Source organism: Planococcus sp. ISL-109, from assembly GCF_018613655.1.
Lineage (GTDB): Bacteria > Bacillota > Bacilli > Bacillales_A > Planococcaceae > Planococcus.
The window spans coordinates 187,724-207,612 of the sequence record NZ_JAGGPW010000006.1 but is presented as its reverse complement, the minus strand read 5'-3'; the positions used below and the strand labels follow the sequence as shown (position 1 = coordinate 207,612).

The following is a 19,889-nucleotide window of genomic DNA, read 5'->3' as shown; positions in this document are numbered from 1 at the left end:
CAAGAAATAGAAGAAATCTGCGTACAAATTTTGCATAATGAATCTAGTTTGATCAATGCACAAGGCGAGGTTTTGCCTGAAGGAGAATCCGGGCTTTTCATCGCAGGTGTCGGTTCGAACTGGATGGGCCAAGATGACGCGGACCAAGCTTTAGAAGCAATCCCGACTGATGCTCCCCGGGTCGTTATGATGCACAATCCGAGTTCTTTTGAAAAGTTCCCGGAAAATTCAGCCCCATTTGCAGTAGCAGGTCATACACACGGTGGTCAAATTAGACTTCCAGGATTGTCTGGCTGGTCATGGATGGCTCTCACTTCAGAAGAGGAAGTGTATACCGATGGGTGGATAGACGATTATGGAGCAGATGGCAATCAATTGTATGTTAACCGTGGGATTGGCATGAGTGCCGTTCCAATTCGAATTCACGCCAAACCAGAGCTGACAATATTTACATTAGTTGCAGCAGAATGATAAAATAACTCACAGAAAAAGGCATCCCTTCTCCGATAATTGGAGAAGGGATGCCTTTTTCGTATTTATCTAGTTTCCGACAAATCACGCCTTATATCTCTTACACTTTTCCAACCTCATTCTACGATGCTCACGAGCTAAGAGATTTCAATTGGTTTTCACCTTCCTGTTGGAGAAGTGCTTCAAGTATTTCTCCAGGAAAAGGCTTCGAAAACAAGTAGCCCTGCCCAAGGCGGCAGTTGTTTTGCAGTAGGATAGCTCGTTGCCTCGGGGTTTCTATCCCTTCTGCAATTACATTTAAATTCAAGGTCAAACACAGGTCAATAATCGCCTTCATCATGGAGTGATGTTTTGGCTTTTCAATTTCATCGACGAAGGACTTATCGAATTTGATTGTATCAACCTTTTATCTTCACTTTCTACGACTTTCCGAAATCCATTTGGCGCAGCATCTATTCAACGAACCTAATCGAGTCATTCAACAAGAAAGTGAAGAAATACAGCAAGCGCAAGGAGCAATTTCCAAACGAAGATTCCTTGGATCGTTTTCTCGTTTCCCAGTTTGAAATCTATAATCAAAACTTCTCCACCCGCTGTCATAACGGTTTCAAACAAGCTCGTGCAGAGCTAGCCGATATGTTCAAGCAGGCTTAATGAGGATACATACAGGGAAAAGGGTTTCCTTATTTACACATAATTATTGACGGTCTCATTAATCTATGTAACTTCGCTCTATGGTACTTGTCCTTTTTGTAAGTAAATAAATTATGTATCCAGAATGAAGGGAGACTGAAAATTGAAATGTTCTAAATGTGGGAAAGAAAATAATAGCTATATGAAGAAGTGTAAGTACTGCGAAAATAGGTTTGTTCCTGTAGAGCCATCTGATAATGTGCTTGGACGTTGTGAATGTGGTTGTCCAGTGCCATTAACCAACGGATAAGGCTATTGTGTCAATTGCAAAGAGGAAGTATACAGTTTCGAGTTAGGCTCTTACTAAGTAACGAATCCTTTGGTTAAAATGATTGTGTTCTATATTAAGCTGATGAAATTTTATGCACAAAAAATAGAACTAGAGAAGATGTTCTTCTTTCTCTCCAGTTCTATTTTGAGTTTCTTCTATTATAGATGTCTATGAATGGATTAAATCTTTCCTTTTAGGATTTTCCTTAAATGTAGGAGTTAAATCTTCTAGACCACCCAAAGCCACGAAAACTTTGTCGTATGTTTCGGATTTGATATTATCAGCACCACTTTCAATCTTCGACAGCGTCGCCTGTGTAAAGGTATCTCCATGATCTTTGATCATAGCGACAACCTCTTTTTGGGTCAAACCTAGTTCAAGGCGTCTCTTGAGTATTTTTTTCCCCATAATAACAGAAATTTTATTCAAGTGTTCATTGACTTTTGGCACTTGTCTTAAGATCCCCATCACATCGTTATAATTCTTATTTGCCATTTAAACCCTCTCCTTTTTTACTCAGGTTTAAAAAATTCAACCATCATTTTTTCACTCGCACTAATTGCGTGTTCAAAGTCTCGTGAATAGGTCGCCTGCTTGATAACAGCTTTCGTGAAGTAAATAGATTGATTGCCTTTGTCGTCTATTTCATAGAAAAAGATAGCTCGAAAAGCTCCTACGGGTCTCCAATTCGCTCGTGCTTCCATCAGTGGGGGATGATTATTCAGCTCTTTTACCACATCCACTAGTGTGATGGGATTCCCTACCGAGCTGATACCGTATAACGTACGTTTTTCTATAGGAGGAACGCCTATGTCTTTCATGTAATCAAGTAGTTGGGCTATACGAGCTGCAAGTTCGGCATAATCTTCATCGTTCATTGCTCTATCAGCAATGGAGGTGATTAAGTCTATGACTTGTTGATTGCCATGTTCATCTGCTAAGAATTCAATTTCTACCATGATTATATCACGTGGAATATAAATTTTCTAACAAATTATATTCTGTGTAATATATTCACCTCCTTTTAATTGAAATATAGAGTTGCACTATACTAATAGCTCTAATAGCGGAAAAAGAGTTTCTTCTATTATAATAGGTTACCTGTCTCTTCTTCGAGTGCTTTGACCAATTTATAAAAACTGGTCTTTTTCACTCCGGCTTCCTGCATGGCTGCGACTGCTGTTAATTCCTTGGCTTTCCACTTTCTATAAACCTCTTTGAATTCTTCTGAAACAAAAACGGTCGGCCTTCCAAATTGAATGCCGTTTTGCAGTGCCAAGTCAATTCCTTCGCGCTGCCGTTTTCGGATGCGTTCGCGTTCTTCTTCTGCCATCCAGGAAAGGATCTGCAAAACCAAGTCCGCAATAAAAGTGCCCATACTATCTTTATACTGCGTTGTATCCAATAACGGCATATCCAACACCACAATATCAGCTTCGATATTTTTCGTCAGGTCATTCCATTCTTGAAGGATTTCTTCTTTATTCCGACCAAATCGATCCAGTGAGTGGATATACAAAATGTCACCTTTTCGAATAACTCGTTTCAATAATTGGTAATTCGCTCGTTCGAAGTTTTTCCCACTTTGCTTATCTAAATAAATGTCCCGTTCAGTGATACCCATTTTCCGCATAGCTTCCAACTGACGGCCTTCGTTTTGATCTTTGCTGCTGACACGTATGTAACCAAATTTGCGATGTTCCATAATTCACCTCTATAAACGATTCTTTTCCTCTCATTATACCTGAAAAGCGTTCGTAAAAGTGTGTGTAAATTGGCGAACGTTCGTAAAGTGATTTGACACGTTTACGAACGCTATTTTCGATCATTTTTAACTGTTTTCAAAGCGTTCGTAAAAGTGTATTTTTACGAACGCTTTAATTTTGAAAAAATCATGTTATGGGAATGCTTGTGACTTTCAGAAGAGGCTTATTTCGGTGGCTGCATGCAGTAAAAGCGAGGTATCTGCTGACTGCAGGATTACAATGAGGAATAAAGGGAAGAAAAATCAGGCTACCAGGCGCCCACAGAATCGAGGTGCCCAGCTGCCTGATGATAGTATTTTAGAGGTATTTCAAATCGTCATTTTTGGATAGTTCAATGTGTTTTTTTCATACCATTGTAAGGGTTTCAATTATCCGTTGCTTCATCCAAAAATTGTTTTTGTTATTAAGAACAGTATAGATGGAGCCAACAAAACACCTAGACCAGTAAAGAATGTTGCAGTGACAGCACCGTAAGGAACCAGTTTAGGATCTGTTGCAGCAAGACCAGCAGCAACGCCACTTGTTGAACCCATCAATCCACCATAAACCATAGCAGAACGCGGGTTATTCAATCCAATGTATTTAGCGATAAAAGGAGTACCAATCATAATTAAGATTGATTTCACCAGACCGGCTGCGATACTGATTGTAATTACTTCGGAACTTGCACCGATTGCAGCACCAGTTACAGGACCGACGATGTAGGTTGCTGTGCCGGCACCGATTGTGGTGAGGCTAATTGCGTCAGTATAACCGAAGGCGAGAGCAATACCGACACCGACGACAAAAGACAATATTACGCCAACGAAAAGAGCTACAATACCATTGATTCCAGCTTTTTTAATTTCAGAGAAACTAGCACCGAATGCGGTGGCAACAATAGCAAAGTCTCGAAGCATCCCCCCGCCCATTAATCCAATTCCGGCAAAGACACTTATATCCGAAAGGCCTTTTTCACCGCCGGTAAGCATGCCTCCTATGTAGGCTAATGCTAAGCCAAGAATAATGGCAACTGCTGAACCGTGAATTTTGCCACCTGTTAATCTATCAGAGAGCACATAAGAGAGGTACATGGTTACTCCGATGATTGCAAAAGCAACAATAAGTGGATTGCCTGTAAAAACATCACTTAGTATCTCGAGCATAATTATCTTTACCTCCCAAAGTTGTTTTTTCTTCTAAAATTTCATCATCTGTAGGCTGAGAACCACCTCTACTTAGTAGGGGAACGAGCATCCAACTAAGCACAACGGCGGTGATTCCGGCGGTAATAGCGAGTGGTCCGCCTTGTATTGCGCCATAGACATTTTGATTTGCAGACATCGCAATGACGATTGGAATATACATCGCACTCCAAAAGCTAAGGCCGTCTTGAGCAGGTAGACTAAGTCTGTTGCGTTTCTTAAAGTAATCTACCGCAAGAACCAAGACAATCATTGCTATGCCTATCCCGCCAATATTTGCTTCAATACCAAGAGAGAGGCCTAACAATTCACCCAGGAAAACGCCGATCAGCATACAAGCGGCAAGTAAAGCTACACCATAAATAACCATAATGATACCTCCTATTTTTTTAAAAAAACCAGGGGACAAAAGAAAAACAGAAAAGTAAGCGCTTCCAAACGATGTTAGAATATAGTCGACTGTATTCTAGGGTTTATCTTAAATGATAGAAGTAAGGAATGCAATGAAAAATTCTAATTTTTAAAAATATTGAAAGTATTATATGTTTTCTGTATAATTAAAATCGACAGTCGACCAAAAGCGAATTTGAAAGGAGAGTAGAAATGAAGCCAGATCTCATGAAAAATTCTTTACCTAATTTGATTGCGGAAGATATTACGAAACAAATCATGATGGGGACTCTTAAAACAGGCGAAAAGTTAGTGGAGCATATCTACGCTGAAGAATATGGCACAAGCAGAGCTCCAGTTCGCGAAGCAATCTATTTACTGGCAGTTAAAGGTCTAGTTGAAAGAATTCCGCGAAAAGGAGCAATCGTCAAGGAGTACAAAAAAAGTGAAATCCTTGATTTACTTGAAATAAGAAATATGTTCGAGAATATGAGTATGGACCGGATTATCCAGCATGGCCCTAATCCGGATTTATTGGAAAAGATGGAGCAGATTATGGAACAAATGAAAAAAGCTGAAGACGTTTATTCTTATACCCAGTTGAATTACGCCTTTCATACTTGTCTCATTAAGATGAGCAAAAGCGAAACCATTATAGAAATGTATTCGCGGCTGGGTTTACCGTTATTAAAAATTCAAAGTATCTCTTTTGCGCATGAAGGAAATATCGAAAAATCCATTATAGAACACCAATTTATTATTAAATTGTTGAGAGAAAAAAATCTGGTAGAGCTATCAGTAGTTTTATCAAAACATAACAGAGACGTCGTCTCCAACTTTCAAAAAAGTCTTCAGGTATAAAAATTCAAAGTAGGGAGGCGAGAATCTTGAAGCTTGCTTTTTTGTTTCCTGGCCAAGGTTCCCAAACACCAGGTCTGCTGAATGAATTGCCCGAATCTCAAGCAGTGCAAAAGGTGCTTGAGGAAGCAACGGACTCATTAAATGAAAGCGTCTTCAATTTCCATTCTAAAGATGCACTAAGTTCGACTACAGCGGTGCAAATCTCTCTTCTCAGTGCTGGAGTTGCTACTTTTAGAGCTTTTGAATCCGAAGGCGTGAAGCCGGATTTTGTAGCAGGTCATTCTGTCGGAGCCTTCAGTGCAGCCGTGGCAGCGGGTGTTCTTGAATTTAAAGAAGCGGTAAAAATAGTGAAATTGCGTGGTGAGTTAATGGAAAGTGCATATCCGACGGGATACGGCATGGGGGTTGTACTTGGAATGGATTTTTATCACTTGCAATCAATTATCAGTCAGCATTCCGATGAAAAAAATCCTGTGTTTATAGCAAATAAAAATGGACCAGATCAACTGACAATATCGGGTGCGATACCGATGATACAGAAAGTCCTTGATGAAACTCGGCGAAAAGGAGCCCGTCGCGCCGAGTTGTTAAATGTGAGTACGCCCTCGCATTGCCAGTTGCTTTTGCCAGTTGCAGAGAAACTTGCTGAAGCACTTCAGCAAGTTTCAGTTTATCGGCCTTCCATTCCTTATGCAGGGAATCGAAATGCACGTCTTTTATCCGATCCGGTCGATATTCGACAGGATCTCGCTGAAAGCGTTTCTTCTCCAGTCCAATGGCATGATGCTTCAACGGTTTTGTACGAAAAAGGGGCCCGCCTGTTTATAGAAATGCCTCCCGGAGCTGTGTTATCCCGATTAGCGGCACAGGCGTTTCCGGAGGCTAGAGTATTGTCTGTGGCGGAGAATGGTTTTGACGATTGTCAGTTTATAGCAAAACGTGAAAAATTAAAATGATGGAAGGGGAATGTACTATGGAAACGACAAAACAGAAAACGGAACCAAAACGGTCATGGACAAAGCGGCTCGATGCCAAAAATAAACGAACAGACAGTGTCAAAGATTTGGTTGAAGGAATGGTGATCCCGACTGAACGCATTGTGGAAGTAATGGAAAAGTTGATTAAGTCAGGAGACCGTGTCGTTTTAGAAGGTAACAATCAAAAGCAGGCTTCGTTTCTATCAGCAGCACTAGCTCAGACAAATCCGAAGGAATTATTTGATTTACATATGATAATGTCCAGTATTTCAAGACCGGAACATCTCGATTTGTTCGAGCGGGGGACTGCGAAAAAAGTAGATTTTGCTTATGCAGGGGCACAAAGTCTAAGAATGTCACAAATGCTTGAAGACAAGCAATTGGTGATGGGAGAAATTCACACGTATGTTGAGTTATATGGGCGCTTATTTGTTGATTTGATTCCGTCTGTTGCACTGGTCGCGGCCGATAAAGCAGATCGTAACGGGAATTTGTACACTGGTCCGAACACGGAAGAGACTCCAACACTTGTTGAAGCTGCTGCTTTCAGTGATGGCATCGTCATTGTACAAGTAAATGAATTGACCGATGATTTGCCTCGAGTTGATATTCCAGGATCGTGGATTGACTATATTGTGGTGGCAGACAAACCTTATGAACTCGAGCCTTTGTTTACACGCGATCCCCGGCACATTACAGATGTTCAAATTTTGCAGGCGATGATGATTATCCGTGGTATTTATGAAAAACACGGAGTCCAATCTTTGAACCACGGAATTGGGTACAATACGGCTGCTATTGAATTATTGTTACCGACATATGGGGAATCCCTTGGTTTGAAAGGGAAAATCTGCAAGCACTGGACATTGAATCCCCACCCGACGCTGATTCCGGCAATCGAGAGCGGTTGGGTTGAAAGTGTTCACTGTTTTGGGGGAGAGGTCGGTATGGAAAAGTATGTTGCCGCCCGGCGAGATGTTTTTTTCACTGGACGTGATGGAAGTTTGCGCTCAAACCGGACGCTGTCGCAATTAGCTGGTCAATATGCAGTTGATTTGTTCGTTGGTTCCTCGTTACAAATCGACCAAGATGGTAATTCTTCTACTGTGACGAGAGGCAGACTATCTGGTTACGGGGGGGCGCCAAATATGGGGCATAATCCTGGCGGTCGCCGCCATTCAACACCTGCCTGGTTAAGTATGATGACCTCAGACGAACCTTTAGTACGAGGAAGAAAGCTGGTTGTACAGGTGGTAGAAACTTTTCAGACCGGAAACAAACCTGTTTTTGTTGAATCACTCGATGCAATTGATGTAAAAAAAGATTCTGAGCTTGCTATAGCACCGGTCATGATTTATGGAGAGGATGTCACTCATGTTGTCACAGAAGAAGGCATCGCCTATTTATATAAAACTGACGATATGGAAAAACGAAGAGAAGCGATTGCAGCAATAGCCGGAGTTACACCTGTAGGATTGAAGCACGACCCGAAAAAAACCGATAAATTGCGGAGTGAAGGTCTGGTTGCATTTCCGGAAGATTTAGATATTCGCCGATCGGATGCAAAACGGTCACTTCTTGCTGCAAAAAATGTTGAAGAAATCGTGGAGTGGTCAGATGGCTTGTATGAACCACCGGCAAAATTCAGAAGCTGGTAAGGAGGAGTGAAATGGAAAAAGCAAAACAGTCTTTGAGTCGCAATTTTGCTGAAACAGCGGTTCGTTCATTAATAGAAGAAGTAGAACTTACCCCAAAGCCAGGTCTTGTTGACAGCAGAAACACAGGGGCACATCAAGATTTAACCATTCAGTTAATGAGGGAGTCTGCGGAATCACTCAGAGATACGTTTGAGCAGATTGCTTTGGTGAGTTATGGACGCAGGCCCTCCCAATCTTTAAGGGAAGAAATTGCGTTAATTGGTCGCGCCGGAGAAGCAAGGATGCTTCAAGTGACAGGCGGAGTGAATACGCATAAAGGAGCGATTTGGGCGATGGGTCTACTCGTTTCTGCTGCAGCAATGGGGAAAGGCACGTGCGCTATTGGAGAAGTCGCAGCGTCCGCAGGAGAATTAGCTTGCTTTCCTGACCGACATAGCCCAAACACCGTCACAAATGGCGTGAATGTGGTGGCGAAATATGGTGTCTCAGGAGCAAAAGGCGAAGCACAGCAAGGATTTCCACATGTTGTCCGTTATTCACTGCCAATGCTGAATTACTCAAGAATTTCCGGTCAAACTGAAGAAAAAGCCAGATTAAATGCGCTTCTTTCATTGATGGCTCATTTAGACGATACATGCATTTTACACCGCGGCGGTCCTGGAGCATTAGATTTTGCCAAAAAGCAGGCGGCCCTTTTGCTAGAAAATGGAGCAACTGAAGATTTGTATACGCTTGACGAGCATTTTATTAGTCGAAATATCTCTCCAGGAGGCAGTGCCGATTTATTGGCGGCCACTTTATTTTTAGATGAACTGCAAGCAAATGAAAGATTAGAAGAAAATGGGAAAGAATACGAATATATATACTAAATGGAGGTGCGGTTTTGGAAAATTTCACATTTACGTTTCCTGCAACGAATAAAATTGATCGATTTGCACATGTTGGAGTCGTCGGGTCTGGTGACTTGGAAGTTCTGATGGAACCTTCTAGTGATTTGCAGACAGAAGTGACAATCCGAACAGGGATTACTGGATTTGAAACTACTTGGGAACCTCTGATCCAGCGGTTTTTTACACAGCATGATATCGCTGCGAAAGTGAAAATCAATGACTTCGGCGCAACGCCAGGTGTAGTGAAACTGCGTCTTGAACAAGCTCTGGAGGTGGCCGCTAATGAGTAGAACATTATTGAAAACCAGTTTTGTAGAATCGAGTGGACGTGAACGGGCCCACAGCATTTTAGATGATCAGTCATATAAAGAATTGCTTGGACCCCAGGATAATATCGAATCACCTCATTTGGAGCCACAGGGAATTGTACCGCAAAGTGATGACGGAGTAGTTGTTGCTAAAGGCACAATTAACGAACATCCAGCCATTGTCATTTCAATTGAGGGAAATTTCCAAGGTGGTGGGATTGGAGAAGTATCTGGGGCGAAAATTGCCGGAGTACTGGAACTGGCATTGAAAGAATGCGAGTCTGGCATGAGAATAATTCCTGTACTAGTGTTTGATACAGGCGGCGTCAGGCTGCAAGAAGCAAATTATGGAGTACTTTCCATTGCTGAAATCGGTGCAGCAATTGTCGCTCTTCGGCGCTATGTTCCAGTTATTGCAGTCATTCCTGGAAAAATCGGCGCTTTTGGAGGGATGTCTATTACAGCAGGCCTCTGCAGTAAAATCATTATGACTCGTGGAGCACGACTAGGTTTAAACGGACCTGAAGTAATAGAGCAGGAAGCGGGCATTCGAGAATTCGATTCAAAAGACAAACAGCTTATCTGGGGAACGATTGGTGGAGAACAGCGTACAGCAGCTGGTTTTGCAGATGTATTGATTGAAGATGATGCAGACGCTATAAAAGAAAAGATTTCTTCTTTTATATTGGAAGACACTGTTTATTCGCCTCGAACACTTCAGGGAGACAGATATGAAACACTTTTGAGTTTAGTAGAACCGGAACAGCGGTTATCTGCTAATGAGGTACGATTACTTTGGAAGCTGTCTGAAAATGAAGAAATTAAAGAAAAACTGCCTTCTTTAGAAAGTGATAAATCCACAGGACGCGGGCAGACATGGTTTGACTTGCTCCGGGCTGATTTTTTGGAAATAGGAGATATACCTTCTGTCAGAGTTGCTGATGGGATGATTGGTGAGAAGAAAGTCCGGTTTATTGCCGTAGTACCGGACAATCAAAATCGTTTTCCGCGTGCGCGAAAAGGGGAAGTTGGCTTGCTTGAAGCTTGGTCAATCGCAAAGCATGTCCGAAATGCAATCAAAGCCGATCAGAACAGTGAAAAACGCACTATTGTGGCCATTGTTGATGTTCCGAGCCAGGCTTATGGCTATCATGAGGAACTCCTTGGCATTCACCAAGCTTGCGCAGCTGCGGTAGATGCGTATGCTTCTGCAAGATTAGAAGGCCACCCAGTAATCTCATTTATACCGGGAAATGCAATTTCCGGCGCCTTTTTGTCCCATGGTATGCAAGCGAATCGTCTAATTGCACTGCATGATGAAGGCGTTAATGTACACGTCATGTCGAAGCAATCTGCTGCTCGGATTACGCAGAGAACCTTAGAAGAACTGGAAATCGCAACAAAAAAAGTGCCGGCAATGGCTTACGATATTAAGTCGTTCGAAAAGTTAGGTGCTTTGTTCTCTTTGGTAGATGGAGTTGAAGCCAGTTCTCCAGAGAAAAAAGACCGGGACATTATTTATAAAGAGATTGACCGTGCGATTGAAGATGTACGGACGGACAATTCAAGAGATTTAAGTGGAAGATTATCGTCCTCTTATGCCCAGTCTGGCGGCAGAGCAGCTTCTATCTTAGTAAGAGAAAAGCTGAGAGAACAATGGAAGTAAATCCACACGACTTATTGGAAATTGAAGGCGTGGGGGATTTGACTAGCTTTTCCACAATTCCGGAGTGGGTTGAATCAGCCCTAGCTAAAGCACCTTTTGTAGTAGTGAGGCGTGCCCAGGCTAGTGAAGGGTTTATCGCGGTTGGTGTGCGTGGTTCAGAGAGGAACGAGCGGTTTGCTGCTTTCTTGCTTGTAAATCGAATTATAAGACGAATCACACCAGAGCAGCTGACACGAGAAAGCAAGTGGAGCGATCAGCCTAAAGAAATTTTTCGAGGTCTGGAACAGATCGAAAAATTATTGGATTCCCACTCAATCAAATGGGGACCAGTGGGAAGTATTGGATTTGAACTGGCGAGTGGGAAAGAGACGACAAAAAAAACTAGTGATATCGATATTGTGATTCACTTTTCGGAAAACTTCACACTTAATTTTGCAAGAGAAATAGAAGGGGAATTGAAAAAAAATCAGTTTCGGGTGGATGTTCAGGTTGAAACGTTAGAAGGTGCCTTTCTATTAGGTGAATACGTTGAATCTGGAGAAAAACCAATTCTGCTTCGGACAATGGATGGTCCTATATTAAAGAAAATCACTATAGAAGAAAAAGATAAGTAAAATAATAACTTTGTAGAAGTCTAATATAGGGGAATTGGCATCCTTGTCACTATTCTGTTTGTTTTCTAGTAAAAACGGTAAGGTAGCTTAAGTTAAATTTTTATTGACTTATGAAGGAACTTAAAATAAAAGAAAAAATGTTTCGGACAATGAAAACACCTTCGAATTGGTACATTAAACACAAGTACTAAAATCGAAGGTGTTTTTTGCATGTGCAAAAACGTGTATTCAAGTGAGACGAAATAGGTCGTGGTGCAGAAAGTAGAAACTTATCTGCACTACTATAATGAAGAACGTTTCAAGAAAAAATAGGCTGCTTTATATGTATCTCATATCATTAGGTCATTATACGCCCTGCCTTTTTTGTCTTCTGAAAAAAGCTATATCGTAGAGATTCAAAATTATCACATGAAAGAAAAAGAATCTATGTTGAATTTCAAGACTTTAATCAAAGCGAACTAAGTAGGTTTACACATATGATCAGTATATTGAAAGTGGAATATATCCCTTATTTATCCTTTATTATAGTCTTATTGTAATGGTATAATTTGATTGCTGAACTGACCAGATTATATTTCTGGAAAGTTTTTAATCAGAGGGGAGAATAGCTATGAAGAAAAATTTGGGATACCTGTTGCTTGTTGCTGTAATACTAGCTGGTTGTAGTAATGACGAAGATAATAAAGTTGAAGCCGATACAGTTGAATCATCTAATCCAGGAAAAGAGAAACAAGCAAACATTATTGAAGGTCTAGAGTTGGCTACAACTGAAAATAACATTATAAAGTTTGCTCAGTTTATTGAAAAAGCAAAAGATGATGAGCTAGTAAATCAGGGAATCATTGATATGAGTGATTCATTTCTAAAGAATTTACTAGATGAAAAAGATTATAAAACTTTTCGAGTGAATAATAAAGAAGTTCATATGATTAATTCAATCAGCATAGATAATAAGGACATACATAAACCAATATTAACGGAAGAAACTAAGTTGAAATTAGATGAAATGAAACAAGCTATTATTGATCGGAATTTTGCAAGGGTGGATAGTATTTATAATGAAGGAATTCTGATAGATCATGTAGAAGCGTCTGCAATGTATGCTTATGCAACTTATCTTCAAACTGAGCCTAAGTCTCAAGAAGCGTCTGCAATTTTAGGAATCGCTGTTGATCCAAAATATAAGGGGAGATTTAGGGATGAAATTGTTGAAGGAATTACTGATACATCTTATTTAGCAGCAAATCCCGGACAGATAGCATTTATTGAAACAGATTGGAAATATATAGAGTCTTTATATGAGGATTTTAAAGAAACAGAAGATTTTTATGAACAAAATAAAGCAGAGGGTGAAGCAGAACGAGCAGCAGCGGTAGGACAGAATCCCACAATTGGAATGACGGCAGGGTAAGTTGAAGTTTCCTTATGGGGGAAACCACAATCAGTAAATAGAACAGTCACTGAATATGGTGTTAGGGAAAAATGGGTTTATGGAAATGGTCAATATCTTTATTTTGAAGATGGGATATTAACAAGTTTTCAGGATTAATATTTTCCCTGAAGTGAACTGAACCCCAAATGGTAGACACTTAAAAAGGTGCAGTTCATTTCGTCTAAGAAACCTATATGGAAGACTTTTTAAAATAGTGCTTATTTCTCGTAATGAAACCCCGTCTTTCTGACTGACAATCAGGCAATCCAAGACCTAGATGCCAATCAATTCGCCGGCATTCATCAATCGCTTGTGCTCACGTCTTCGTGTTAATATTGATAGCTACTACTGGGAAAGTGATTATGAGCCATAAATACACTTTTAGAATTTTTTAGAATAGCAGCTTTGAAGAATTTTTTTGAGTGGAAAGTGATGATATTCAAGCTTTGGATAGGGCGGGGCTGAACCATTTAATTTTTTTATGTGTAAGTATAAAAAGAAAAAAAGACCCGATTTTTGTCTTCTTCTAAAGATCGGGAAAGTCGATGGCATTGGTTTGCGCAAGGAAGCACTCAGAGAAAATGCTCTTAGAGGTTTCTCCTGTTTCACTAGTTTTCTATTCTTCTTTTATCAATTATATTGATATAGTCTTTTGCGCTGTAATATTCTGAATATAATTAGCTTACATCTTCAAAAAACCGTTAATAATAAAAAAGTGATAGATAAATCTTACGAAAAAGCTGAGGAAATAATTTAATGCATATTAATATAATTTTGGGTAATTCTATTGACTCTTTAATTTTGATTAAGAAATTAAAAAGTGAGGGTGAAGAGTTTGTAATGATTCTTGATTATGACTTGATAGAAGAGAGTAGCTTCAAACATAATGTTCTTTACATCTCACCAAAATATGCCAATAAATTAGCGAGGGAGATTAGGTTGGTTAGGTATTATAAGTCTCTATATGTATATCCGGGTATGTATAAAGAAATGGATTGATATTATTATTAAGAAAAATAGAATGAAGGGGGACTTAGAGTGCCTATCTATAACAAATTAGTAAGAGACAAAATCCCGCAAGTAATAGAGAACCAAGGTCTCCAATTCGAAACTCGAATCTTATCAGAAGAAGAATACCAAACAGAAGTAACGAAGAAACTTACGGAGGAACTTCGGGAGTTTGAAGAAACGAACAACCCAAAGGATGCAGTCGAAGAACTCGCAGATATCCTCGAACTGATTCACGCAGCGGCTGAACTCAACGGCGCTTCATTTGAACAAGTAGAAGAAGTACGCGTGAAGAAAGCCGAAAAACGCGGTGGATTTAAAGAACGTATCTTTTTAATCGAGGTAGAGGATGAGTAAACTGCAGCTTGTCACTTCACAGCTGGTTACACATTTGCAACGCCTGTCTAAAGAGGCAATGGAGATTCACTGGATTACAGCGTTTGCGATGCAATCAGGTGTGCGGATAGTTGCGCCCTTCCTGAAAGAGACAGCTGACCGGGGAGTACCGGTTAAGCTGTTGATTGGGGATTATCTTTTTGTGACACAACCGGAAGCGCTAGAACTGTTGTTGGAAGAACTGCCTTCCGCAGAAATTCGCCTGTGGAAAAGTGGAGGGGCTTCGTTTCATCCAAAATCTTATCTATTCCGCGGGGAAGAAACTTCGCATCTGATTGTCGGGTCGTCCAATTTGTCCAAGTCTGCATTAACGACAGGTGTGGAGTGGAGTCTGATTGCCCCGACATCAGTGGACGAGGCAATCTTTGATGAAGCGGTAGAGCAGTTCCACACGCATTTCTATGCCGGACAGACGATGCCGTTAAATGCAGAAACGCTTCGGGAATACCGCGAGCTTCATGAAAAAGCGAATCTCCGCCGGCCGATCAGTCCGGTTTGGTCTGAAGCCGAAGAAACCGGACTCATGCTCGGTATCTCCGATTCACAGGAAGTTGCTGAAACAGCTAATCCGTACATAACAGATTTATCTCCACGCCCTGCCCAGCAGCAAGCACTCGATGCGCTGGAGAACGTCATGGAAGAGGAATACAGCCGTGCGATGGTCGTGCTGGCGACAGGCCTCGGGAAAACCTATCTTGCGGCGTTTTTCGCCAGGAAATTCAAGCGGGTGTTGTTTGTCGCGCATCGCCAGGAAATCCTGCAGCAGGCGAAAGAATCGTTTCAAAACGTACATCCGAATAAAACGTCCGCTTATTACCATGCATCGGAAAAAGATACATCCGCCGATTTTCTGTTTGCATCAATCTATACGCTGGGAAGCCAGTATCACTTAGATCAATTCGAGCGCGATGCGTTTGATCTGATCGTTGTGGATGAATTCCACCATGCAGCATCTCCGACATACCAAAGACTATTGGAACATTTCGATCCGGAATTTTTGCTCGGTATCACCGCAACACCGGACCGCATGGATAACCAGGACGTCTATGCGTTGTGTGACGGCAACGTCGCCATTTCGATTCATTTCCTCGATGCCATCGAGCGCAATTGGCTCGCGCCGTTCCGTTACTTCGGGGTATACGATAATACCGATTACTCGAAGATCCGGTGGCTTGGAAATCGCTACGACGAAGAGGAACTACTCCAGGCTCAACTGCGGACAGAATACGCCGAAGCAGTATTCGATGCGTGGCAAACACATAAACAAACCCGCACAATTGTCTTTTGTTCTACCGTCCGCCAGACGCGGTTCATGGATCAGTTTTTCCGGGAGCGGGGCATCCGTTCGATGAGTTTGTCGGGGGAAACGCCGGCACAAGAGCGGAAAGCGGCGAGAGCCCAGCTCGATACAGGGGAACTGGAGATCATCTTCACAGTCGATTTGTTCAATGAAGGCGTTGACATTCCGAAAGTCGACACGCTGCTTTTTATCCGCCCGACCGAATCGCTCACTGTTTACACTCAGCAAATTGGAAGGGGCTTGCGTATTGCGGATGATAAAGACCATTGCGTCATTATCGACTTTATCGGCAATTACCGGAATGCGGATTTGAAACTTTCCGTATTCGATACACAGCTACAGGCTAAAGGGATAGCTCAAGGTGTGCAGCCTCTCGTACCAGCGAGTTGTAATTTTAAACTGGAGCTTGAAGTCGTCAATCTGCTGGAGGAGCTGAGGAAAAAACGCGCGCCGAGAAAAGAAGCGATGATTCTTGCTTACCGGGAACTAAAGCTGGAGCTTGGCAGGCGGCCAACTTACCTGGAGTTTCATCTGCAAGGGAAAGCGGACTCGAAAACGGTGAAGCAGGAGTTCGGCAGCTGGTTCGGACTGCTCGCCTATGAGGCAGAATTTAACGCGCAAGAAATCGAAGTGTGGACAGAGCATCAGTCGTGGTTTTTGGAAGTGGAGAAAACCGGCATGAACAAGAGCTATAAGATGGTCGTATTGAGCTATATGCTGTCGAAAGGTCTGGAACACTGGCTTGAACCGATTACGCCGGTGGAAACCGCATCATTTTTCCATGGTTTTTTAACGGAAAAGCAGTACCGATTGAATGCTGATTTTAATGATGTTCAGGGACAGAAACTGAAAAACTACGATGAAAAGAAAATCGCCGGTCTGATCGAGCGGATGCCGATGACGAAATGGAGCGGCAGCGCTAAAGGTGGACTGGTGACATTCGAAGACGGCTTATTTTCTTTCAACTTATCATCAAAAGATGCAAATCAGCGTATTCTGTATGACTGGACAAAAGAGATAGCAGAATATCGGCTGCATGCTTATTTTGAGAGGAAAGCGGAGAATAGAAACTAAAAAACTGATAAATGATAAAAGAACTAAACAAACAAGTTGCCTTAAAAATACCCCTAGGGGTATAATTGAGATATCTAAAGGGAGACTATTTTAAGGAGGAAGCCACATGACAAACCAAGTTACCGTTTACTCTACCAACACATGTCCGTATTGCACGATGATGAAGAACTTCCTGGACCAGAACGGTGTCGCGTATACCGATGTCAACGTCCAGAAAGATCCGGCGGCGGCGAGCCGTCTTGTTCAGGCGACAGGCCAGATGGGTGTTCCGCAGACGAATATCAACGGCGAATGGGTGCTTGGCTTCGATCCACAGCGCGTTCAGTCTTTATTGAAAAATTAATTTTCTGGCTAAACCTTGATAACACGGTGTTTTCGAGGGAATCATTAAGTTTCCAAAAAAACTTCCGAAATTCCGTCTCCTTTTCCACAGTTTCCTTCTATCTAATGAATGAAAGGCATTTTATTCAGATTGGAGGGGAAGCTGATGGAAAAGGAGTTTTTTGTGGAAGCTGTGGAGCATCCGGAACTCGGGGAAGTGTACCGGTTTTTCGAGTTGGATGCGGTATCGGGGGAAGAGGTGGCGGTCGATCCGTTCGATAGCGGGCTCGTGTCGCGCTATCAGGAGCCGGCACCGGAGTTGTTCCATATCACATCAAAGCGCGGGGCGGATGCGACCGGGTTTTACCGGGGTGAGCGCTTTATTGTTCAGAAGGGGTCGAAGTTTGCGGCAACGACCTCGCCGAAATGCCCGAAGCGTTATTTGCGCTTTCGGGAAGAGCTGCTGCTGGCGGGCAAGTTCGCACCGCTCGGCAAGCAGTATTTGGTGCTTGAAGACATCGAGTTCGACTCACCGCTCCTCGCGATGGGCGTCGCAATCGGCGGTTGGGCTAAGGGAGCGCATGACTGGAAGAAGATTTGACGTGGGAAACGCCGGTCCTATTATAGGATTGGCGTTTTTACACGTTTGTTTAGCAGGTTTTCAAGCGGGATGATTACGGCCACGAATTTTTACCATGTCTGCCATATTATTTACCAGCCAGTGCCGTTCGCTTTACCATCATTTGTCATGCGTGCATATAGCCATCTAAAAGAACTACCTGTGCCAAGTTTTAGAACCACTTCGGACAAGAAATAGAACCACTTAAGACATAAGAGAACCAAACCTACACAGTAACTTTACGGAACATTCCGTAAAGTTACTGTGTAGGATTTTTTTATAATCAAATATCGGAAGATTCTCCGGCTGGATGCTCAAAAGGTATCTAAACGGGGAATCGCAGCCAGCTGTAAGTGTCGATGCAGGATATCGAATGCCTCGGTTTTCTGTTTGAAGTTTGAACCAAGAGGCGGGTATGAACAAATTGGAGAAGCTATACTCGCCGATGCCATCCTCGAGCGGGTTATCCATGGTTCGCATTCGATTTTTATTGATGGCAAGGTTTCCATGCGCGAAAGACTCCGGCTTCTTATTCTTGTGTATTCTTATGAGTGGTTCTGAAATATGGCTGAGGTGGTATATTTTCTTCGCTGAAATCACTTCTGATAGCGAAAAGGGTTGACTTAAAATCTAAATAGTATTAGAATTCGGAATACAATGAATTAACTAATAATTAATTTATTAACTACAAGTTAATATCAGGGGGGGGCGGAACGTATTAAACAAAATATTTCGGATAAATACTGCAAAGTAATGGAACATCTTGATGAAAAAGAACTTATTGATTTAGTATTGACGCTGGTTCGGATTGAAAGTCATAAGGAATTTGGAACAGAAGAAAATGAAATTGCTCAACATATTTATGACCTTTTTAAAAAAGAGGGAATTAATACCGAGTTGAAAGAGATTGAACTTCATCGTCCAAATGTATATGGCTTTGTAGGAGAGGACACAGGTAAAACGATCATGTTGAATGGGCATACCGATACGGTTCCAGCTCTTGGAATGGAAGACGCATTTCAACCGGTAATTAAGTTAGGAAGGATTTACGGGCGTGGGGCATTGGATATGAAGGGTGCTATCGCTGCAATGATGATGTCTTTGATTTTAATTAAACGGTCAGGAATTAAATTGGATGGAAAAGCGATCTTTACTGGTGTAATCGATGAGGAAAAACGTTCCCAAGGTGCAGAGAAAATGGCTGATCAAGAATACCCGAAAGCTGACGTGGCAATTGTCGGTGAGCCGACAAACTTAGATATTATGTACGGACATAAAGGGATGGAATGGATTGAGATAACGGTTTATGGTCAATCCGGTCACGGCAGTACTCCGAATGCCGGTAAAAATGCCATCCATATTGCAACAGATTTAATCATGAAAATTAGAGAAAACTTAATTCCGAAATTGAAGGAACGAGCACATCCTATCTTAGGAGAACCGACCGTGAATATCGGAAAAATTCAAGGCGGTGATGACCCTAATGTTATTCCGGGATTATGCAAGATTCAATTAGATCGTCGCTGGGTACCTGAAGAAACAATCGAATCAATGCAAAAGGATATTCATGACTTGATTGATGAAATGAAAGTAAACGATCCAACACTGGAAATCACAACCAGAAGAATGTCAGAAGCAACAGGAACACATTCACCTTTATATACCTCTCCTGACCACCCTTTTGTCGCTGACTTAACTGAAGCGATTAAAGTTGTCACGAGTCGAAAACCAAAATATGGAGTATTTCAAGGCTGGTCTGACGGAGCGCATTTAAGTCGTAAGGGCACGACAACATTAGTATGTGGGCCTGGAGAACTGAGCTTAGCGCACTCAGCGAAAGAATCCATTGAAATTGAAGAAATTATTAAAGCTGCAAAAATATATACTTACACCATTTTGAAAGTGCTCGATTCATAAAGGACTAAAATGTAAGCGTTGTCATTTAACAGTTAAAACTAAAGTTGAATTTCGATATAGTTTCTTGATAATT

At 41.8% G+C, this 19,889-nt stretch carries 20 protein-coding genes and 1 pseudogene; 15 read left to right on the top strand and 6 right to left on the bottom strand.

Going from position 1 to position 19,889, the window contains the following annotated elements; genetic code table 11:
* The coding region (locus J7E21_RS08630; protein ID WP_483313490.1) for a metallophosphoesterase at positions 1-471 on the top strand (471 nt) is incomplete at its 5' end.
* A gap of 130 nt (positions 472-601) precedes the next feature.
* Here J7E21_RS08630 and J7E21_RS08625 read toward each other — a convergent pair.
* Positions 602-835: an EAL domain-containing protein gene (locus J7E21_RS08625; RefSeq protein WP_353047758.1), complete on the bottom strand. Its 234-nt coding sequence runs from the start codon at positions 833-835 to the stop codon at positions 602-604.
* 44 nt (positions 836-879) lie between these two features.
* Between J7E21_RS08625 and J7E21_RS08620 the strand changes: the two are divergent.
* A pseudogene (locus tag J7E21_RS08620) lies at positions 880-1,125 on the top strand (transposase); the annotation flags it as partial.
* A gap of 478 nt (positions 1,126-1,603) precedes the next feature.
* On the opposite strand, the gene J7E21_RS08615 reads toward J7E21_RS08620, so the two are convergent.
* The 5 genes from J7E21_RS08615 to madL all read right to left on the bottom strand — a co-directional run bounded on the left by J7E21_RS08615 (position 1,604) and on the right by madL (position 4,755).
* Positions 1,604-1,930 (bottom strand): helix-turn-helix domain-containing protein, encoded by a 327-nt coding sequence (locus J7E21_RS08615; RefSeq protein ID WP_215106643.1) that lies wholly within the window; start codon positions 1,928-1,930, stop codon positions 1,604-1,606.
* 17 nt (positions 1,931-1,947) lie between these two features.
* Positions 1,948-2,394 carry a hypothetical protein gene (locus tag J7E21_RS08610; RefSeq protein WP_215106641.1) on the bottom strand — a complete coding sequence of 149 codons (447 nt, stop codon included), beginning with the start codon at positions 2,392-2,394 and terminating at the stop codon, positions 1,948-1,950.
* 128 nt (positions 2,395-2,522) lie between these two features.
* Positions 2,523-3,140, bottom strand: coding sequence for a recombinase family protein (locus tag J7E21_RS08605; RefSeq protein ID WP_215106639.1), 618 nt, complete (start codon positions 3,138-3,140; stop codon positions 2,523-2,525).
* 441 nt (positions 3,141-3,581) lie between these two features.
* Positions 3,582-4,346 (bottom strand): malonate transporter subunit MadM, encoded by a 765-nt coding sequence (gene madM, locus J7E21_RS08600; protein ID WP_215106637.1) that lies wholly within the window; start codon positions 4,344-4,346, stop codon positions 3,582-3,584.
* The gene (gene madL, locus J7E21_RS08595) at positions 4,327-4,755 is read right to left on the bottom strand and encodes a malonate transporter subunit MadL (RefSeq protein WP_215106635.1); all 429 of its coding nucleotides are present in this window, start codon (positions 4,753-4,755) and stop codon (positions 4,327-4,329) included. Before madL ends, madM begins: the two co-directional genes overlap by 20 nt.
* A gap of 233 nt (positions 4,756-4,988) precedes the next feature.
* On the opposite strand from madL, the gene J7E21_RS08590 reads away from it, so the two are divergent.
* The 13 genes from J7E21_RS08590 (at position 4,989) to J7E21_RS08530 (ending at position 19,816) form a co-directional block, all read left to right on the top strand.
* On the top strand, positions 4,989-5,636 hold the full coding sequence (locus J7E21_RS08590; RefSeq protein ID WP_215106632.1) for a GntR family transcriptional regulator: 648 nt from the start codon (positions 4,989-4,991) through the stop codon (positions 5,634-5,636).
* A gap of 26 nt (positions 5,637-5,662) precedes the next feature.
* Positions 5,663-6,592, top strand: coding sequence for an ACP S-malonyltransferase (locus J7E21_RS08585; RefSeq protein WP_215106630.1), 930 nt, complete (start codon positions 5,663-5,665; stop codon positions 6,590-6,592).
* A 17-nt stretch (positions 6,593-6,609) separates the two neighbouring features.
* Positions 6,610-8,271: a malonate decarboxylase subunit alpha gene (gene mdcA, locus J7E21_RS08580; RefSeq protein ID WP_215106628.1), complete on the top strand. Its 1,662-nt coding sequence runs from the start codon at positions 6,610-6,612 to the stop codon at positions 8,269-8,271.
* 11 nt (positions 8,272-8,282) lie between these two features.
* Entirely contained in the window at positions 8,283-9,140 is an 858-nt protein-coding gene (locus J7E21_RS08575) for a triphosphoribosyl-dephospho-CoA synthase (protein ID WP_215106626.1), read from the top strand.
* 14 nt (positions 9,141-9,154) lie between these two features.
* On the top strand, positions 9,155-9,451 hold the full coding sequence (locus J7E21_RS08570; RefSeq protein ID WP_215106624.1) for a malonate decarboxylase subunit delta: 297 nt from the start codon (positions 9,155-9,157) through the stop codon (positions 9,449-9,451).
* A complete protein-coding gene (locus J7E21_RS08565) occupies positions 9,444-11,135 on the top strand; it encodes a biotin-independent malonate decarboxylase subunit beta (protein ID WP_215106622.1) in 1,692 nt (563 codons plus the stop codon). Before J7E21_RS08570 ends, J7E21_RS08565 begins: the two co-directional genes overlap by 8 nt.
* Positions 11,126-11,749, top strand: coding sequence for a malonate decarboxylase holo-ACP synthase (locus tag J7E21_RS08560; RefSeq protein ID WP_215106620.1), 624 nt, complete (start codon positions 11,126-11,128; stop codon positions 11,747-11,749). Before J7E21_RS08565 ends, J7E21_RS08560 begins: the two co-directional genes overlap by 10 nt.
* Before the next feature lie 610 nt (positions 11,750-12,359).
* The gene (locus J7E21_RS08555) at positions 12,360-13,160 is read left to right on the top strand and encodes a hypothetical protein (protein WP_215106618.1); all 801 of its coding nucleotides are present in this window, start codon (positions 12,360-12,362) and stop codon (positions 13,158-13,160) included.
* 1,059 nt (positions 13,161-14,219) lie between these two features.
* Complete coding sequence (locus J7E21_RS08550) at positions 14,220-14,546, top strand: nucleoside triphosphate pyrophosphohydrolase (RefSeq protein WP_215106616.1); 327 nt, start codon at positions 14,220-14,222, stop codon at positions 14,544-14,546.
* Positions 14,539-16,959, top strand: a complete 2,421-nt coding sequence (locus J7E21_RS08545) for a DEAD/DEAH box helicase family protein (protein WP_215106614.1) — start codon at positions 14,539-14,541, stop codon at positions 16,957-16,959. The genes J7E21_RS08550 and J7E21_RS08545 overlap by 8 nt, the downstream gene beginning before the upstream one ends.
* Before the next feature lie 106 nt (positions 16,960-17,065).
* Positions 17,066-17,302 carry a glutaredoxin family protein gene (locus J7E21_RS08540; RefSeq protein ID WP_215106612.1) on the top strand — a complete coding sequence of 79 codons (237 nt, stop codon included), beginning with the start codon at positions 17,066-17,068 and terminating at the stop codon, positions 17,300-17,302.
* 144 nt (positions 17,303-17,446) lie between these two features.
* Positions 17,447-17,881 carry a methionine sulfoxide reductase gene (locus tag J7E21_RS08535; protein ID WP_215106610.1) on the top strand — a complete coding sequence of 145 codons (435 nt, stop codon included), beginning with the start codon at positions 17,447-17,449 and terminating at the stop codon, positions 17,879-17,881.
* Positions 17,882-18,652: 771 nt separating this feature from the next.
* The gene (locus J7E21_RS08530) at positions 18,653-19,816 is read left to right on the top strand and encodes a M20 family metallopeptidase (RefSeq protein ID WP_215106608.1); all 1,164 of its coding nucleotides are present in this window, start codon (positions 18,653-18,655) and stop codon (positions 19,814-19,816) included.
* The last annotated feature ends 73 nt before the right edge of the window (positions 19,817-19,889 follow it).

Coding starts and splice junctions, on each gene's coding strand:
- J7E21_RS08615 (WP_215106643.1), bottom strand. CDS start 1,930: ATGGCAAATAAGAATTATAACGATGTGATGGGGATCTTAAGACAAGTG.
- J7E21_RS08575 (WP_215106626.1), top strand. CDS start 8,283: ATGGAAAAAGCAAAACAGTCTTTGAGTCGCAATTTTGCTGAAACAGCG.
- madL (WP_215106635.1), bottom strand. CDS start 4,755: ATGGTTATTTATGGTGTAGCTTTACTTGCCGCTTGTATGCTGATCGGC.
- J7E21_RS08565 (WP_215106622.1), top strand. CDS start 9,444: ATGAGTAGAACATTATTGAAAACCAGTTTTGTAGAATCGAGTGGACGT.
- J7E21_RS08590 (WP_215106632.1), top strand. CDS start 4,989: ATGAAGCCAGATCTCATGAAAAATTCTTTACCTAATTTGATTGCGGAA.
- J7E21_RS08530 (WP_215106608.1), top strand. CDS start 18,653: ATGGAACATCTTGATGAAAAAGAACTTATTGATTTAGTATTGACGCTG.
- J7E21_RS08605 (WP_215106639.1), bottom strand. CDS start 3,140: ATGGAACATCGCAAATTTGGTTACATACGTGTCAGCAGCAAAGATCAA.
- J7E21_RS08555 (WP_215106618.1), top strand. CDS start 12,360: ATGAAGAAAAATTTGGGATACCTGTTGCTTGTTGCTGTAATACTAGCT.
- J7E21_RS08540 (WP_215106612.1), top strand. CDS start 17,066: ATGACAAACCAAGTTACCGTTTACTCTACCAACACATGTCCGTATTGC.
- mdcA (WP_215106628.1), top strand. CDS start 6,610: ATGGAAACGACAAAACAGAAAACGGAACCAAAACGGTCATGGACAAAG.
- J7E21_RS08545 (WP_215106614.1), top strand. CDS start 14,539: ATGAGTAAACTGCAGCTTGTCACTTCACAGCTGGTTACACATTTGCAA.
- J7E21_RS08560 (WP_215106620.1), top strand. CDS start 11,126: ATGGAAGTAAATCCACACGACTTATTGGAAATTGAAGGCGTGGGGGAT.
- J7E21_RS08610 (WP_215106641.1), bottom strand. CDS start 2,394: ATGGTAGAAATTGAATTCTTAGCAGATGAACATGGCAATCAACAAGTC.
- madM (WP_215106637.1), bottom strand. CDS start 4,346: ATGCTCGAGATACTAAGTGATGTTTTTACAGGCAATCCACTTATTGTT.
- J7E21_RS08535 (WP_215106610.1), top strand. CDS start 17,447: ATGGAAAAGGAGTTTTTTGTGGAAGCTGTGGAGCATCCGGAACTCGGG.